Source organism: Pedobacter albus (genome assembly GCF_036324255.1).
Taxonomy (GTDB): domain Bacteria; phylum Bacteroidota; class Bacteroidia; order Sphingobacteriales; family Sphingobacteriaceae; genus Pedobacter; species Pedobacter albus.
In genome coordinates this window covers 1,479,215-1,495,489 of record NZ_JAZDQT010000001.1, presented here as the reverse complement: position 1 = coordinate 1,495,489, position 16,275 = coordinate 1,479,215, and the positions used below count along the sequence as shown (strand labels likewise).

Annotated in this window: 16 protein-coding genes and 1 tRNA gene; 11 read left to right on the top strand and 6 right to left on the bottom strand. The window is 42.9% G+C overall.

The features are described 5' to 3' along the window. Nucleotides 1–755: 755 nt before the first annotated feature. The 3 genes from VRU48_RS06245 (at nt 756) to VRU48_RS06235 (ending at nt 2,944) form a co-directional block, all read left to right on the top strand. Nucleotides 756–1,247 carry a metallophosphoesterase family protein gene (locus VRU48_RS06245; RefSeq protein WP_330107061.1) on the top strand — a complete coding sequence of 164 codons (492 nt, stop codon included), beginning with the start codon at nt 756–758 and terminating at the stop codon, nt 1,245–1,247. 24 nt (nt 1,248–1,271) lie between these two features. Next, a complete protein-coding gene (gene fbp, locus VRU48_RS06240) occupies nt 1,272–2,348 on the top strand; it encodes a class 1 fructose-bisphosphatase (protein WP_330107060.1) in 1,077 nt (358 codons plus the stop codon). A gap of 83 nt (nt 2,349–2,431) precedes the next feature. Beyond that, entirely contained in the window at nt 2,432–2,944 is a 513-nt protein-coding gene (locus tag VRU48_RS06235) for a DUF2911 domain-containing protein (RefSeq protein WP_330107059.1), read from the top strand. Nucleotides 2,945–2,995: 51 nt separating this feature from the next. Here the strand turns inward: VRU48_RS06235 and VRU48_RS06230 are convergent, their stop codons facing one another. Together VRU48_RS06230 and rnhA are read right to left on the bottom strand one after the other, a co-directional pair. Further along, nucleotides 2,996–3,742: a hypothetical protein gene (locus VRU48_RS06230; protein ID WP_330107058.1), complete on the bottom strand. Its 747-nt coding sequence runs from the start codon at nt 3,740–3,742 to the stop codon at nt 2,996–2,998. Nucleotides 3,743–3,782: 40 nt separating this feature from the next. After that, nucleotides 3,783–4,256: a ribonuclease HI gene (gene rnhA, locus VRU48_RS06225; RefSeq protein WP_330107057.1), complete on the bottom strand. Its 474-nt coding sequence runs from the start codon at nt 4,254–4,256 to the stop codon at nt 3,783–3,785. Between the two features lie 147 nt (nt 4,257–4,403). Here rnhA and VRU48_RS06220 point away from each other — a divergent pair, with 147 nt between their 5' ends. The 6 genes from VRU48_RS06220 (at nt 4,404) to bla (ending at nt 9,835) form a co-directional block, all read left to right on the top strand. Further along, on the top strand, nt 4,404–4,874 hold the full coding sequence (locus VRU48_RS06220; RefSeq protein ID WP_330107056.1) for an acyl-CoA thioesterase: 471 nt from the start codon (nt 4,404–4,406) through the stop codon (nt 4,872–4,874). 410 nt (nt 4,875–5,284) lie between these two features. Beyond that, nucleotides 5,285–5,360 (top strand) — tRNA-His (locus tag VRU48_RS06215). Nucleotides 5,361–5,588: 228 nt separating this feature from the next. Next, nucleotides 5,589–6,965 carry a DUF4236 domain-containing protein gene (locus VRU48_RS06210; protein WP_330107055.1) on the top strand — a complete coding sequence of 459 codons (1,377 nt, stop codon included), beginning with the start codon at nt 5,589–5,591 and terminating at the stop codon, nt 6,963–6,965. 140 nt (nt 6,966–7,105) lie between these two features. Continuing rightward, on the top strand, nt 7,106–8,599 hold the full coding sequence (locus tag VRU48_RS06205; RefSeq protein ID WP_330107054.1) for a hypothetical protein: 1,494 nt from the start codon (nt 7,106–7,108) through the stop codon (nt 8,597–8,599). 2 nt (nt 8,600–8,601) lie between these two features. Beyond that, nucleotides 8,602–8,874, top strand: a complete 273-nt coding sequence (locus VRU48_RS06200) for a hypothetical protein (protein WP_330107053.1) — start codon at nt 8,602–8,604, stop codon at nt 8,872–8,874. Nucleotides 8,875–8,956: 82 nt separating this feature from the next. Beyond that, the gene (gene bla, locus VRU48_RS06195) at nt 8,957–9,835 is read left to right on the top strand and encodes a subclass B3 metallo-beta-lactamase (RefSeq protein WP_330107052.1); all 879 of its coding nucleotides are present in this window, start codon (nt 8,957–8,959) and stop codon (nt 9,833–9,835) included. Between the two features lie 31 nt (nt 9,836–9,866). Here the strand turns inward: bla and VRU48_RS06190 are convergent, their stop codons facing one another. Continuing rightward, nucleotides 9,867–10,628: a DeoR/GlpR family DNA-binding transcription regulator gene (locus VRU48_RS06190; RefSeq protein WP_330107051.1), complete on the bottom strand. Its 762-nt coding sequence runs from the start codon at nt 10,626–10,628 to the stop codon at nt 9,867–9,869. Nucleotides 10,629–10,741: 113 nt separating this feature from the next. Between VRU48_RS06190 and VRU48_RS06185 the strand changes: the two genes are divergently transcribed. Together VRU48_RS06185 and VRU48_RS06180 are read left to right on the top strand one after the other, a co-directional pair. Further along, entirely contained in the window at nt 10,742–11,425 is a 684-nt protein-coding gene (locus VRU48_RS06185; RefSeq protein ID WP_330107050.1) for an HAD family hydrolase, read from the top strand. Nucleotides 11,426–11,497: 72 nt separating this feature from the next. Beyond that, the gene (locus VRU48_RS06180; RefSeq protein WP_330107049.1) at nt 11,498–11,692 is read left to right on the top strand and encodes a hypothetical protein; all 195 of its coding nucleotides are present in this window, start codon (nt 11,498–11,500) and stop codon (nt 11,690–11,692) included. 1 nt (nt 11,693) lies between these two features. Here VRU48_RS06180 and VRU48_RS06175 read toward each other — a convergent pair whose 3' ends face one another. The 3 genes from VRU48_RS06175 to VRU48_RS06165 form a co-directional block, all read right to left on the bottom strand. Next, the gene (locus VRU48_RS06175; protein WP_330107048.1) at nt 11,694–13,196 is read right to left on the bottom strand and encodes a retropepsin-like aspartic protease; all 1,503 of its coding nucleotides are present in this window, start codon (nt 13,194–13,196) and stop codon (nt 11,694–11,696) included. A 73-nt stretch (nt 13,197–13,269) separates the two neighbouring features. Beyond that, the gene (locus tag VRU48_RS06170) at nt 13,270–14,655 is read right to left on the bottom strand and encodes a TlpA family protein disulfide reductase (protein ID WP_330107047.1); all 1,386 of its coding nucleotides are present in this window, start codon (nt 14,653–14,655) and stop codon (nt 13,270–13,272) included. Between the two features lie 76 nt (nt 14,656–14,731). Then, nucleotides 14,732–16,264, bottom strand: coding sequence for a PKD-like family lipoprotein (locus VRU48_RS06165; RefSeq protein WP_330107046.1), 1,533 nt, complete (start codon nt 16,262–16,264; stop codon nt 14,732–14,734). Between the last annotated feature and the right edge of the window lie 11 nt (nt 16,265–16,275).

The window sequence follows — 16,275 nt, the reverse complement described above, 5'->3', positions numbered from 1 at the left end:
TAAGGTGGGTTAATTAAGAAGTTATAAAAATAAAACCATGTGCTTATGTATGCTTTATGTGGTTAACTGAAGTGCCTAATATGCTCAGGTGCCTAAGGTGGTGAAATAAAAATATTAAAAAAGATAGGCCGTGGTAAGGTGTATATTCTTTAAGTGCATACAGCGTTGAAGAAGTCTCCGTTTCCATTCTGACGAAAGAATTTCACATGCCTTATATGGCTAACGTAAAATGACCAAGGTGCTTAGGTGTCTGAGGTGGTGAAATAAAAATATTAAAAAAGATAGGCTGTGGTAAGATGTAATATTCTTTAAGTGCATACAGCGTTGAAGAAATCTCTATTTCCATTCTGACGAAAGAATTTCACGTGCCTTATATGGCTAACGTAAAATGGCCAAGATGCTCAGGTGCCTGAGGCGGTGAAATAAAAATATTAAAAACGATAGGCTGTGGTAAGGTGTAATATTCTTTAAGTGCATACAGCGTTGAAGAAATCTCTATTTCCATTCTGACGAAAGAATTTGATATGCCTTATATGGTTAACATAAAATGGCCAAGATGCTCAGGTGTCTAAGGTGGTGAAGAAATTTAAAAAGCGATAGGCGAGTGTCTGAGGCATTGAAAAAAAACTCCGTTTCCATTCTGATGGAACAATCTTATGTGCCTTGTATGGTTAACACAAAATCCCTGAAATACTTAGGTGCCTAAGGTGGCGAAAAAAGCAGAGGTATAGCATTACTTTCCTTAACTTCGTGAGATGAAGAAAATAGGTCTGCTTTCTGATACCCATGGCTATCTAGACGAAGCCGTATTCAAGTATTTTGCCGATTGCGACGAGATTTGGCATGCCGGCGATTTTGGTCCGGATGTGGCTGAGGCTTTGGCCGCTTTTAAGCCCCTACGCGGGGTATACGGCAATATCGACGATAAAGCCATCAGGAACGAATTCCCAGAGCACTTGCGTTTTAAATGTGAAGACGTGGACGTTTGGATGACCCATATTGGTGGCTATCCAGGCCGGTATTCGTCTTTCGTGAAGCCTGAGATTTACACTAAGCCTCCGATGCTTTTCATTACTGGGCATTCACATATTTTAAAAGTTATCTATGATGAGAAAATCAAATGTTTGCATATAAATCCTGGTGCGGCCGGAAAACATGGTTGGCATAAGGTGAGAACTTTGATTCGTTTTTGTATTTCGGCAGAAAAAATCCATACCTTAGAGGCCATAGAATTAGGAGTTAGATAACGTAAAATATACACTAAGCTAAATATGTCCGGTATAAAAACATTAGGTCAATTTATAATTGAAAAACAGGCTGATTTTCCTTACGCCAAGGGTGAACTTTCGAGGTTGTTGAGAGATATCGGCATTGCGGCTAAAATCGTGAACCGTGAAGTGAACAAAGCCGGTCTGGTAGATATCCTGGGCGATGCAGGTACGATGAACATCCAGGGCGAAGGTCAAAAAAAGTTGGATGTGTATGCCAATGAGCAATTTATTTCGGCTTTAACTAGCGGAGGCGAGTGCTGTATTGTGGCTACAGAAGAGGAAGACGACTTTGTGCCCATCGATTCGCCGGTTTCTAAAAATGCCAAATACATTATCTGTATCGATCCTTTGGATGGTTCTTCAAACATCGATTGTAATGTGGCTGTAGGGACGATTTTTTCGGTATATCGCCGGAAATCGGTAGAAGGCGATGCCACCATCAGCGACGTATTGCAAAAGGGAACCGAGCAGGTGGCTGCAGGTTATGTTATCTATGGTTCATCTACCATGATGGTGTATACCACGGGCAAAGGCGTTAATGGCTTTACTTTAGATCCATCCATCGGCGAGTTCTGCTTGTCGCATCCGAACATGAAAATTCCGAAAGATGGCGTGATTTATTCAATTAACGAGGGCAACTACGTACATTTTCCCGATGGCGTTAAAAAATATTTGAAATATGCGCAGGTAGAAGACTTGGCTACACGCAGGCCATATACCTCACGCTATATTGGTTCTATGGTTGCCGATATTCACCGTAACTTGATCAAGGGTGGTATTTATATCTATCCCACTACGGCGGCCTCGCCAAATGGCAAGTTACGGCTGTTGTACGAGTGCAATCCGATGGCCTTTATTATTGAGCAGGCTGGGGGCGTAGCTTCTGACGGATTGAACCGAATCCTCGATATCGAACCGACCGAATTGCACCAACGTACGGCTATTTTTATCGGATCGCCTAAAATGGTGCAAATGGCCGAAGCGCTTATGGCCGAACATTCGCCAGTAAAGCCGCTGGAAGGTCAAAATACGGCAGCAAAACTGGAGCAGTTGGGCATAATAGGGGATATCGATTAACAAAGGTGAAATTAGCCAGTTTAGGCTATATTAATTCCTGGTTCTAAATGTTAAATTCGTTATTAAAACTATTGGAAAAAAATATGAAATCAATCCTTAAATCAATTCCGGTGCTTCTTGCGGTTTTCATTTCGGCAAACGTTATGGCGCAAGACACCAAGCCGGCGAGCCCAAAGGCATCAGCAACAGGCAAAATCAAAGATGCAACCATCACCATTAACTACAGTAGCCCGTCGGTAAAGGGCCGTAAAATTTGGGGCGGACTAGAAGCCTACGATAAGGTTTGGCGTGCGGGCGCAAACGAAGCCACCACCTTCCAAACCGATAAAGACATCAAGGTTGAGGGCAAAACCCTGCCTGCCGGAACCTATAGTTTCTTTTTAATTCCGAAAGCAAGCGGTACCTGGACGGCCATTTTTAACAAAGAAGCCAAGCAGTGGGGTGCTTTTAAATATCAGGAAGCGCAAGACCAGTTAAGGGTTGATGTAAAAACAAAAGCCTTGAGTGCTACCCAAGAAAGATTGGAATACAAGATTACCAGCAAAGGATTTTCTATGGATTGGGACAAAATTTCGGTTCCTGTCTCTATAAAATAGTCGCAAAAAAATAAAAAGCCGTGTTCAATCAGAGCACGGCTTTTTTGTGGCTTATTTTAGGGATAAGAGTTCCCTGATCGATTTGCTCAGCCAGCCTGCGTTTCTTTTGCGGAGGTATCGAGGCAAGAGCCTGATTTCGCTTCTCACCGCCTGAAACTGTTCTCGGGCATCTTCTTTTCGGCTCTGTTTCTTTAAAAACTGGCCATAATAATAGCGTGCCTCCAAAGAATGATGGTTGCGGATGACACGTTGATAGCCTTTATCGGCCAACTCGTTTTCACCATTGCCTTCCTGCGCGCGTACATAAAGCAATTCGTCTTCCACCATGCTTATTCTGGCTGTGTTTTTGGCGTAAAGCTGATCAAAATAGGTTAAGCTCTCTTTGTATTGTCCGTTATAGAAATACTGTCTGGCCAGTTGCAACAGGATGGCCGGGTCGTCGCTGTAATGGCCCTGCAGGCAACTTTGGGAAAGTTCGATCGCTTTGCCATATTGCTTCTGATTGGCATAGGCGTTAGAGAGGCCGAGTTTGTTGGTAATGCTATCGGCAATCTGTACTTTTCTTTGCCATTCGTTAACCTCTTGGTTGGGAAAGAAGTATTTTTTTAGGCCTTTAGAAAAGTTGCCATTGGTAATTTCGGGCAACAGCTCCATGGCAAAGTAGATGACAAAGCCAATTCCTGGCAGGAATATCAAAAGATAGAGCCAGTTTCCACGGCCAGTTTTAAGGGCATGGATAATAGCCAAGACTTGTAAAATAACAGCTATATAGTAATAGTCGTTCCAGTAGGCAAACATATGAGCGAGTTAGATTTGCCGTTGAAATTAATCAATAATTTTAAAGTAGCGAAGTGCTGTTGCGCTCGGCTTCAAAAAAAGCGTCGATGCCCATTGCACTTTTGTTTTGCGAGGCCGCTACGGCCAAGCGGTCGCAACGCTCGTTTTCGGGATGTTCGTTGTGGCCTTTGATCCAGGTAAACTTAACCTGATGAAGTTTGTGCAGGGCGAGGTACTGAATCCAAAGGTCCTTGTTCTTTTTGCCCTGAAAGCTTTTCTTTACCCAGCCAAAAACCCAGCCTTTTTCTACCGAATCGACTACATATTTGGAGTCGGAGAAAATCATGACCTGTTGCCCCGGACTTTTCAGCGCTTTTAAACCTACAATAACAGCCAGCAGTTCCATACGGTTGTTGGTGGTTAGCCTAAAACCGCCACTAAGTTCTTTATAGTGGGTGCCCGAGCGTAAGATTACGCCGTAACCTCCCGGACCTGGGTTGCCACTTGCAGCGCCGTCTGTGTAAATTTCTATCATTCAGTTTGGTAAGCTTTATTTTTTAGCCAGTTAAGTTTCAATGCCGCTTAATTGCATTAAATTAGTGCTGTTCAAAGTGCCCAAATATAGGAATTACGGTTAGTTTAGCCTTTGAAATGTTGGTAAAACGCAACAAAATAAAAGATTATGGAGAAAAATGCAGTTACTTTTCGGTTTTTAACCGAGCCCGGCGACGTGAATTTTGGTGGCAAGGTGCATGGCGGTGCCGTAATGAAGTGGATAGACCAGGCCGCTTATACCTGTGCCGTGAATTGGAGCAGCCGCTATTGCGTAACGGTATACGTAGGCGGTATTCGCTTTGTTAATCCCATCCTGATCGGCGAAATTGTAGAAGTGAATGCCAGGATCATTTATACAGGTCGAACCAGCATGCACATTAGTGTCGATATCAATGCCATTAATCCAAAAACCAAGGCCGAAACCAAAGCTACCCATTGTATCATTGTATTTGCGGCCATTGACGATGAAGGCAAAACGGTGCCGGTGCCCGAGTGGGTACCCAAAACCGAAGAAGACAAGCAGCTGCATCAGTATGCCATCAGGCTTGCCGATATGCGTAAGGAGATTAATGAGGAGATGAAGGCTTATTTTAGCTAGGCTAGAAAGAGATTGTTCGATTGTTGAATTGCTGTTGCGTTGTAATGTTGAAAGGTTCTAATGTTGGAAAGTTCGAGGTGTCATTGTTTAGCCTATTGTTAACTGAAAACTGATTTGTTGTTGAAAGGTTGGAAAGTTGTAATGTTGGAAAGTTCGAGGTGTCATTGTTTAATTGCTGTTGACTGCCAATTGTTAACTGAAAACTGATTTGTTGTTGAAAGGTTGAAAGTTCTGACGTATTTTGACCAAATACTGTTAACTGAAAATCGCCAACTGATAACTGCCAACCGAAAGCTGCACTAATACTTTAATTCGTTGCCAATTAGTTGTTTAAATCAAATTTTGCAGTATTTTTCAAAAATATTTGACAGGAAGCAATAAAATAGTACTTTTGTAGCTCGAAAAAACACGGTGGTTTTAGCTCAGTTGGTTAGAGCGCCTGATTGTGGTTCAGGAGGTCGCCGGTTCGAGCCCGGTATTCCACCCAAAACCGTCTTTACGTATGCGTGAAGACGGTTTTTTGTTTTTGTCGTCAGTTCTGCCGTCAGTTAAGGAAATAGATGTTCCAATAAGAACTTTCAAGATATCTTGAGAGTTTTTTCATTTTTAGCCAATTTTCTATCTTGCTTAGCTGACAAACGCCATCGTTGAGTTACGGAAAACCGTATTTTGTTTGACCGATAATTTTCGAAGTTAGCCCATAAATATCATCAAATGGGATTAATATTCAGAAAATCAATAAAACTGGGGTCCATAAGGGTCAATTTTTCAGGTAGTGGCATCAGCTATTCAACAGGCATCAAGGGCGCTAGGATCACCTCAGGTCCAAGAGGAACCTATGTGACTATTGGAGCGAATGGTATTTATTACAGAAAAAAGATTGGTAGAGCTCAGTATCAACCTAACCATCGTCAGCCCTTGCCAATAATCGATCCGACGATTCATACCATAACCTCGGCACCAATTGATCAATTAACCGATGTGGATTCCAAGGCTTTCATTGATGAGCTGAGTGAAAAGGCTGCAAAAATCTCCTTGTTTACTTGGCTGGGTATCGTGCCCATGATTGCTTTCTTCATTTTATTGTCTGCCAATTCTTTCCGTGAGCGCGAGATCGTTATTCAGCCGGGTGGAGAAAGGAAGGTGGCTATTATTGATTCTTATGTAGGGTCCAATATCCGCACCAATCCTGATGCCAATTCGCCTGTCCTGAGAACCGCCAAAGATGGTGAAGAATTTACATTGTTGGCTGAATCCAATAAAAAATGGTTCAAAATCCAATTTCACGATTCGGTTGGTTATGTTTCCAAAAAATTGGCTAGGAGCAGTGTTGTTAATGATGAAAGACTTACGAGAACAGAAACATATTCTACTAATCCCTATTATAATTGGATGCTTGCCACTGGGTTTTTGGTTTTTTTGCCAGTTCTTTTTTTCCTGGCAAAGCAGGATAAAAGAAGATTTGGGATGGAGCTCAATTATGAAATGGATGATCAGATGTCAAGTATCTATAAGGCGTTTACAACCAATTTTGCGGATTTTAATTCGTCCAGAAGAAAATGGCAATATCTACATGCGCAGCGAAACTACGACTGGAAACGAAACGCTGGTGCAGGAAGACTCGTCAATAGGGTGTCTATCGGCGAAGTTTCTGCACACAAAATGCCGATTAGGTATTTCAAGACCAATGTACAAATCCCCTATATCAAGTTAAGGAACACCCAGTTATTCTTTCTGCCAGAGCGTTTATTGGTTAGAAGGGGAAATAAATTTGCAGCTGTGTTTTATAAAAACCTTAACATAGAAAACAATTTAACTCAATTTATCGAGGACGGAATTGTGGCCAGTGACGCAAGGATTGTAGACTACACCTGGAAGTATGTTAATAAAAAAGGAGGCCCGGATCGCCGATTCGGCAATAACAGAAAAATTCCGATCTGCTTATATTCTCAGTATACCCTACACTCTGCAACTGGTGTTTATGAAATCATTAGCACTTCGCGTATCAGTGCATTTGATGGATTTAGCGATTACCTTAAAAAGATTGGCCAGCTTCAGTCGGCTATGCTTAATGGTACGCAAATTAGCTAAAGAGAAGGTAATTGTTTATAGAGTTTATTGTACGTAATAATATATCGTTCCGTACTGTCTAATTCCAAATGTTCTTGTTTTTTACAATCAGCTAAATGTTCTTTTTTATACTTAGCTTTAAGTATCTAAATGCTCAAAAGATGATTTCCTTGTCTTATCTCGCTCATTACAACCAGGTTGTGCCTATTCGTGCCATTGTTGTTTTTCTTGGCCTGTTGTTTTTTTCTTGTAGTCTTTATGCCCAAGATTATAAAGATAGCGTAAACAAAAAGCTGGTTATCCCTGATAAATGGAAGGCCTCGCTTAATGGATCCTACAGCACCTTGGTAGGGGCCGATGGCAATGGCGGTACCATTGGCAGTTATGCCAGTTTAGACCCTTTAAATGCCTCGCTTTCTTTTAAAGGAACATTGCCTATTGCTGCAAAAAGCGGAAGGATGAGCTTTCTGTCTATTGCAGCACAAGGAAGTCTGGTGGATGGCAATTTTGCCACGGTTTTTAAAAATACCAAGCTCAACACCAGCGCGGGCATTAATGTAGAATACAATTTTAGGTTTGGAAAAGATAATCCAGCTGAATTCGGAGCCAACGATGCAAAGTACACAGCGGATATGAATATCATCACCGAAGCCGAAAGCAATGCCGTAAAAGCCTATACCAATGAAATAGCAAAAATAGCCACAAGGCAAACAGCCCTGCAAGAGCAGATCACACGCACCAATGCGCAAGTAACGGCCAAAGAATTGCAATTAAAAGCCCTAGACAAAACCATCAACAATGCTACGGAAACCTACGAGAATAAAGAAAAAGCTTATGTAGAAAGCCAAAAGATTATTGCCGAATTGCCCAAAATGAGAAAAAGTCTAGAAACGGTTAATTTTCAAATCGATTCGTTGGGCGTAGTATCGGCGAATAGTAGGGGATTGATTATCAAATATCGCATGCAACAGCGTACTTTAGCTAACGAAAAAAGAGCCAAGTTGCAAAACGACTATCAATTTGCCGAGTTTAAGCTCTTTTGGGTGACTTTAACGGCTGGAGCCGGTAAGGTAGATTACTATACCTTTGATAGTACAAAGCCATTTGCCGACCAGTTGCAAAACCCGAACCTGCCTACCTATAAATTTGGGTTTGCCCTAAACTTTTATGATCAGGACAACCTGACCAAAAAGGCATGGATGGCGAATTTAGGTGTGCAATGGATGAAAGACAATAACCTTTCCCTGTTGTCTACCCAGGAAATTTCGCAGGAATCAGTATATAAAAATACCGCTGGCGACGTTACCCGAAAAGCGACAAAAAAATACACCGCCTATACCGAGCCAGATAAAATAGCCGATTATCAGCAATTGAGTGTTTTTTCTAACCTCTACCATATTTTCAACGGTGGCAATATCGCGCTCCATTTCTTTCCGTCGTTTTACAAGCCCAAGGATAAACGAGGCTATTTAGATACCGGGTTGGGAATGATGTTCTCTTTTAAAGATCAGAAGAAAGAAAAATCGACGTTGAACCTGGAAGCTTATTTTGTGTCGCTGGACAGCTTTAACAGCTTGGATGCGACCAACAAGTTCTGGGACAGAAACGAATTTGGGGTGCGCGTTACCTTGCCTTTTAATAAATTATTCAAATAGCCATGGCACCAAAGAAAAGAAGCCAACCAAACGTTGGCAAAAAACCGATGCAACTCAAGCAAAATCTTTATGTTGCAAAAACGCTGAAAAAGATAACGGGACAATTTGATAATCATCCAAGGCCTGGTTGTATTTATAGGGCCATTTGTTACGACGACAATAAAAGGCTTACCGGATGGGTAAGTTGGCAGGAAATGGAACAGGTAAGAGCTAAACATGAGGAAGATACAGGCCATATTACCGATTTTGAATTTAAGGCCACGGTATTTGGCTAGTACGATGTCTTATTGATGCAGATGGCGATAATTAAGTTCGTTTGATATTAAATAAGACTTATCTTCGTTATCATTTCCGTATATGTTCAAGAACTCTTTCAAAACCGCTTTATTGGCCATCGTCTTGTTGCTGGCCTGTTTTTCTGTAACTGCTCAACAAGTACAAGAGCCCACTGGTGGCGACCCCGACTGGGCTAAGCCTTATCAGCCTTTTCAGATCGTAGGCAATCTCTATTATGTAGGCACCTACGATTTGGCCTGCTACCTGATTACCACACCAAAAGGACATATTTTGATCAATACTGGATTGGCATCATCAGCTAGTCAGCTCAAGGCCAATGTAGAAGCGTTGGGCTTTAAGTTCGCCGATATTAAGATTTTGTTGACCACACAGGCCCATTTCGACCATTTGGGAGCCATGGCGACCATCAAGAAAATGACAGGCGCTCAAATGATGATCGATGATAAAGATGCTGCGGTAATGGCCGACGGAGGCCGTTCTGATTATGCTTTTGGCAATGGAAAAATGACTTTTGCACCGGTTAAAGCCGATCGGTTGCTGCACAATAACGATGTAATTGAACTGGGAGGTATGCAAGTTACAATGTTGCATCATCCGGGGCATACCAAAGGCTCATGTAGCTTTTTATTTAATGTAAAGGATAAAGCGAAAAACTATCGCGTACTAATCGCCAATATGCCAAGCATTGTAACCGACAAAAAATTCTCGGAAGTAAAAGCTTATCCAAGTATTGCTAAAGACTACGCCTACACTTTAAATTCGCTCAAAAAGCTAACTTTTGATATCTGGCTTTCTTCGCATGCGAGCCAATTTAACCTGCACAGTAAGCACAAACCAGGCGATGCTTATAACCCAAGTGCCTTTATCGATAGGAAAGGCTACGGCCAAACACTAGCTGAGTTACAAGAAGCTTATAACAAGAAATTGCGCCAGCGTTAAGGCCTGTTGGTTGATCAAAATCAGCCAATAATTAGATTACTTCAATTCCTTTTTTCTTGAAACTGAGTAATAACTCTTCTTGTCTGTCGGTGGCATCGGTAATAAGCATGTCCAAATCGGTAACCGGACAAATGTAAAAAGCTTCTGCCGTATTCATCTTGTTTAAGGTAGCTAAGCCAATAATCCGTTTAGAAGTGCCCACCATTGTTTTTTTCATCAGGGCGTCTTCGTAATGTCGGGTGGTAATGCCTACTTCGGCATGGATGCTATAGATGGACAAAAAGCAGATATCAGCCCTGATGCTTTCAAAAGCCTGCATGGTTTCGGGTCCGGAGGTGTTGAAGCCGAATTTTGATAAGCGCCCGCCCGCAAAAATCACTTCTACATTGGGATGGTCTTCCAGTACATTGGCTACCGGAAAGCTATTGGTTACCACCGTAATCTGGAGTTCCTTGGGCAGGTTCATGGCAATGGCAAGCGTAGAAGTGCCGCCATCGAACAGCACCACTTGGCCATCCTTAAGTTGCGAAAGTGCTTTTAGCGCAATTTGCTGTTTGCCACTTACGTCGTATTTTTCGCGGTCGCGGAAATGGATGGGGATAGGCGAGTGTGCAATGGCACCGCCTCGCGTAGCTTTCAGCAAACCCTGATCGGCCAGTTCCTTGATATCCCTTCTGATGGTATCGGTTGAAACCGCAAGTTTTTGGCTCAGCGATTTCATATCGACCTTGCGGACATCAGAAACCTGTTCCAGTATCAATTGTTGGCGTTCCTCTTTGCTTAAACTTTGCATAATCATGCAATATTAATAAAAATAATTGCAAATTTATTGCAATTTTAATGCTGTATTTTGCTATTTTTGTGTGTAAATATTGCAAATTATTGCATTTTAAAATAAAAACACACATGAATAATCAACCTGAAATTGCCGTTATCTTTGATATGGACGGCGTAATTGTAGACAGCAATCCTTTAATAACCGCTACGTGGCAAGCTTTTTTCGCCTCGCACCAAATTGTTTTAAACGAAGAACAACTGAACCATTATGTTTTTGGGCGGATGGGAAAAGATACTTTGAACATGGTGTTTGGCGGACCTTTAAGCGAAGAGCAGTTGGCTACGCACCTCGAAAAAGTTGGGGAAGGGATCTTGGAAAAATACAAGTGCGAAGGGCAGATTGTATTGGGCTTTAAAACCTTTGTCGAATCGCTGTTAGATGCCGGAATCAAAATTGCCATTGCCACCTCGTCGCCCAGTGAAAATGTGGCCGTTGTACTCGAAATGGCGGGGGTTACGCCTTATTTCGATATCATTTCCAATGCTTCGCATGTTACCCATTCTAAACCACACCCAGAAATTTACCTCAAAACTGCTGCTCGTTTAGGCGTTGATGTGGGTAACTGCGTGGTTTTTGAAGATTCCTTTTCTGGCATCCAATCGGCCAAAAGTGCGGGCATGCGTGTAATTGGTGTAACCACCACGCACAGCGAGGCCGAATTGGCGCCCTTAACCGATGCTACGGTTGCCGATTTTAACCAAATTGATGCCACACAAATTAAAGCATTGGTACAGCCTGTTTCTTGTTTATAAAAAAAACAAAACATTTTGGCCTTTTCGCTCCTTTGTAAAAAGCCAACATGCATCAAGTCATGTTGGCCTATAATGATGGAAAAGCCAAAGAAAAAATTGCCCAAAACAGAAGAGCAAGTACCCGATGCACTTAATCGCTCGCATGAGCACGAGCATCTTTCTGGCAGCAGACCGGTAGGCTATGGCAGTTCAACACAAACCGATGGACATGGCAACCGCTCAAGACCTCAAGATCCCGATAAGCAAAATCCTAAGCTTAAAGATTAGCCTATTTGTTCAAGATGATCGTCTGCTTGGGGTCGCTAGCATTGATATTTAAACTGATCGGGCTTCCAGCTTGAAGTGCGAGCAAGGCTTCCAATTGCTTGGCATTGTTCAACAAAATACTCGCCGAAACGCCGTTGATGGCATAAATACGTTGCTTAACCTGCAAGGTGGCATTTTCTGTGGGCTTAACGATGGCCAATACGCTGAGGCCACCGGCATTGTCAAAACCGAATAGGTAGTTGCCCAAAACAAAATCATAGGGATGATTAATGGAGCTGTTAGGCACAAAGTGGATTTCTTTGGCCTGCATGTTAATGGTAAAATTGTAACGGCTAATGGTGCGTACACCGATAGAGCCGTCAAACCCCGGGTTCCAGTTTTCGCTTTGTCCGCCACCAGCCATCAATGTTACGGGATAGTTCAAGAGCTTGGGCATATTCCTGAAAGCAAAAGATGCTGCCCTGCCGCTATAGGTAGGGGTAGTGATGCCCATACTGGTGGTAGAGCCGTGATACTCCGATTTAAAGCCATTGACCAAGAGCTTGTGCTGTTTTACGAAAGGCCTGAAACAGATCAGACTATAGGCTGCTCCGGTATCGAATACAAAATTGCCTTCGGCTAGCGGGCCGTTGCCTACACCCAGTACCCCGGTAATGATGAATAGGCCATTGGGTAGGGTTACAGGCACCGAAATGCCTTTATCGCGGTATTGGTAATCGCCAAAATCGTAAAGCGAAAGCTCTTTTTTGTCAAAATCAACGTGGGTGATGTATCTTTTGGCCATGGCATTGCCTATAATGCCGTCGTAGTTGCCTTTTACTTCGGGGAAGAGCGCAATACTTTGGTTTTTAAAGACAAAAGTATCCAGCATCACGGTATTGCCTTCCGAAACCACAATTTGGAGGTTGCCCCCAACCACCGAGGCATTTTGCGACCTGTTGGCCTTAATGCCCAAGGAATCGGCTTTGGCTTTGGTAATGGCCATGCCATCCGCACCGGTATCGAACAGCATTTTTAGTGGTTTTGTCTGGTTATTAAGCCTGATGCTTAAAATGATGGAGCCATTGTCTAATTCGAAGGGTATTTTGGCGCGAAGTTTCGAAACCTGATCGCGGTTCATGCCATACAAGGCATCGAAAGGAGCCGCGTAACAGAGCTTGTATTGCTCATCTACCATATAAACCTGCGCCTTGTCTGCTTTTCCCTTGTTGTAAGGAATGACGTTGAGCCTGATGAGTTTGTCTTGTTTGCCTTCGCTTTGCAGCTGCACCGAATCGCAAGGGTAATGCGCCACAATGGTTTCCAATAGCTTTTGGGCGTAGGGCATGGTATAGGCGGCGATAGAGAAATCGGCACTCAGCGAACTTTGCAACGTATCGGCATTCTTATGCTTGAACATCAGGTTGAGCTGCTTTATCAGGGCATCAGCTTTGCTTTGGGCAAGGGCACTGATGCTGAACAGGCAAAACAACAGGCAAAAAGAAGCCCTATATATTCTTTTCATGGATATATGATCAAATGGGGGGAATGAAAAGAGGCGCCAACGGATACGAATACCCATCAGCAACCTCTAACCTTTATTTTGCGGCTTCAGCCAATAAGAGTTGTTTTAGTTTCGGATCTGAAGGACGTGGTGAATCAACTGTTACGATCTTTCCGTTTTTATCGAATACCAAAAAGCGCGGGATGGCATTGATTTTATAGTATTTAGAAAAATCATTTCCTGGCCCATTAGCAAATAACTGCAAGCCGCCTAGGTTCTCGTCCTTGATCATTTTCAACCATTTTTCCTTGTCCTTAGGATCGTCGGTAGACAGGCTGATGATTTGGATAGGTTTGCCTTCTAGGTCCTTTTCTAATGATTTAAGGAAAGGGATTTCGGCTTTGCACGGACCGCACCAGGTTGCCCACACATCAACCAATACCACCTTGTTTTTTAAGCTGGCCAAGGTAACGGTTTTGCCATCCTTGTCTGGATAAGAGAATTGGAAGGCATCGGTACCGGCTTTATAAGTCAGCAAGGGCGACATTAAGGCCTGGCTTTTTTCTTTTTGGCTTTTGGTCAACATGTATTTGTCGTATACATTCATGGCTTCCCTGTATTCGTCGTAGGTTTTGTACCTTGCAATAAAATCGAGTGCGATATCGCCTTTCAAAGTATCGTTAGGCACATAGGAGTTGAAGATCGCAATGCCCTCCAAGCCTGGTTTGTAGGCTTTGCCATCTTGGCGCATGTTCACGCTGATTAGGGACGACAAAACCCGCTGGCCATAAGGGTAATCATACACTTTATCGGTGGTTTGTGCAATTTTAGGTGCTTTTAAAGTGCTGTAAAAGGCACTGTATTCTTCTACCGATGGATGTGCAGAGCGAGGTGTATTGAGGAAATTGGTGGCAAAGTTGGTCAGGTCCATTTCCATGATGTTTTTGATCTGTTTGTCGAATTTGGCATTTCCGGTAGCTTTTCCGGCCAGGAATGTTTTCGATTTGGCCACTATTTCTTCCTGCTGCGGAAAGTAATCCATGAAAGTACTGTTGCCGGCACGCATAAAGTTGATCGACTTTTTGTATAGCGGATAGGTGAGGTTTTTCCACTGCTCCATCACCATGTTTTCTTTTGAATTGAGTTTGCCATTCAATACATAGGTCGAATCGTTGAGGGTTACATCAAGCTGATCGCCACCCTTGAAATAGAAGTTGTAGTTATCGGCACCCGATAAATCGTTGCCCATGCCGATGACGTAAACGCCTTCATACTCAGGATAAAACATCAAGCCAAACTGGCCTGTTTTGTTGGTGGCTACATTGGCGATTTCGACCAGTTTGCCGTTGTTCACCTTAAATAATTTGACGCTGTTGCGTTTTGATTTGAGCAATCCTTTTACTTGCACGGGATTTTGTGCAAGGCTGGTTAAAGAGAGTGTGGTTAATAAAATGGCAGTTAAAATTTTGTTGATTTTCATGTGTTGAAGAATATTTGAATAGCTATTTTACAATAGCAGATTTGAGTTGATATGTTGATTTATAGGTTGTAATGAGTTATTCGCGGTAGCTAACGTCGATGATTTTACCCAAGCCGGTAAATGACTTATACAAGCTCACTGCACCGTTTAAACTAGGTACGTTGTACAGGTCCATGGTGCCCGAAGTATTCGGACTGGCCGCATCGTAAGTACAAACAATCAGCTTTTTGGCGTATTCGGCATACCTGGTATTGGTAGGCTGATAGGTCATTTTCTGATATTTGATCAAGGCTATTTTCCTGCTTCCCAAATCGAGTACCATGGTGTTGCTCTTGTCAAAAGGGTTGTAGCGATAAATCTTAGAGCCCACGGCATACATCACGTAGCCTTCTGAAGGGTCGATGGCAAATTGCGTAGCGCTGTTCATTTCGGGTGCGGTTGTAATTTCATCAAAGGCCTGTGGCGAGAAAGTAGTAGAATTGCATACTATTCTGGCCAGGAAAATCTTGTTGGCGCTGTTTTTGAAAAGGGCGAAAGTCTGGTTGGAAATGGCAGGCGTAGAAGCCATGTAAAGCAGGTCCATGCCCATGCTGCCCGGCGTAAACAAGGTAGAAGTGGTAACCGGTACCGACGATGAGGTGTTGGAACTTTTATGCTCCATAAAACGCTTATTGTCTGTGTCGTACATCAAGGCATAGGTAATTCCATTTCTATAGGCTTCGGCAAAATAAGGCGAAATCTTAAAGTTTATGCCATTACTGGTTTTGTTCACCCTTGTGCCAAAGGCATAGCCTACGGTTGCATTTTCAAAGTACAACTCCCCATTGCTGTCTAAAAGGTAGGCCAGGTAAGAAGAAGCTTGCGAGACTACTTTTTCTGCGTAATAAGGTGGGGGCGAATAAGAAGAAGTAATGGTAGAAATGTTGACAAAGCTGCTAAAGGTATTGTTTTGGGTATTGATTACAAAAGTGCTTTGGTCTGTTCCTATGAAGATAGATCGGGCAATAACCGACGAAAACGGATCGCGGCGCTGATAAAAGTAAACCAATTTGGGTTTACCCACCAACTTGAGCGTACTCTGGGTAGCCAACAAATCGGTATAGGCCTGGAAATCGTTGGATGCGGTAAGGTAATTGAAAAAATCGAGCCTTGCCGAACCGTCGATGTCGTTAAGCACCAGCCAGCCATCGGCGATATTGGTGGTTACGGTGAGCTTGCACGACTTGCGGTAAATAATGCCCGAGCTTACTTCCCTCACTTCGTAAATGAGGGTATAAGGCGTATTCACCGAAGCCAAGGTAACCGTCCAATTCAGGTTGCGGGTAGTGGCTATTGTTTTTTTGGTAACCGGCAAGGCACTATCGTCGATACTGTACCAGGCATAAGTGTATTTGGTGGTATCTTTTCCATCATCCTTTGTGAAAATCAATGTAGGATTGATGGTTAAAAGACTGCCCCTTAAAGCCGAATAGGTAGCTTCTATGTTAGAAATGGTACCTTCGTTTACTTCTTTGTAGTCGTAATTGCCCAGGTCCTTTCGGCACGAGCTGCATAGGCCTACCGCTAAGAACAATAGCAGCATGCCGTATCTGAAATATTTTTTGGTCATTTTGATAAATA